The sequence below is a fragment of the Citrobacter sp. TBCS-14 genome (assembly GCF_005280805.1).
Lineage (GTDB): Bacteria > Pseudomonadota > Gammaproteobacteria > Enterobacterales > Enterobacteriaceae > Citrobacter > Citrobacter gillenii.
The window spans coordinates 1-227 of the sequence record NZ_SZWM01000197.1; the positions used below are offsets into that span (position 1 = coordinate 1).

Annotated in this window: 1 protein-coding gene; it reads right to left on the bottom strand. The window is 54.6% G+C overall.

Features of this window, described 5'->3' with window-relative positions; all coding sequences use genetic code 11:
* On the bottom strand, positions 1–227 hold a 227-nt coding region (locus FDX22_RS12090), incomplete at both ends, for an alpha-amylase family glycosyl hydrolase (protein ID WP_255432877.1).

Below are 227 nucleotides of genomic sequence, written 5' to 3' on the forward strand. Positions count from 1 at the left end.
GATACGGGCTGTCTTTATCCAGCGCCTCACGAAACCACGCATGCTGGGTTGAGGTGTGGTTAAACACCATATCGAGAATAATACGGATACCGCGCGCTTTCGCCTGCGCCACCAGTTCGTCAAAATCTTCCAGCGTACCGTAGGCCGGATCGACAGACAGGTAATCCGCGACGTCGTAGCCGTTATCAACCTGCGGCGAAATATAGAACGGCGTCAGCCAGATGGCA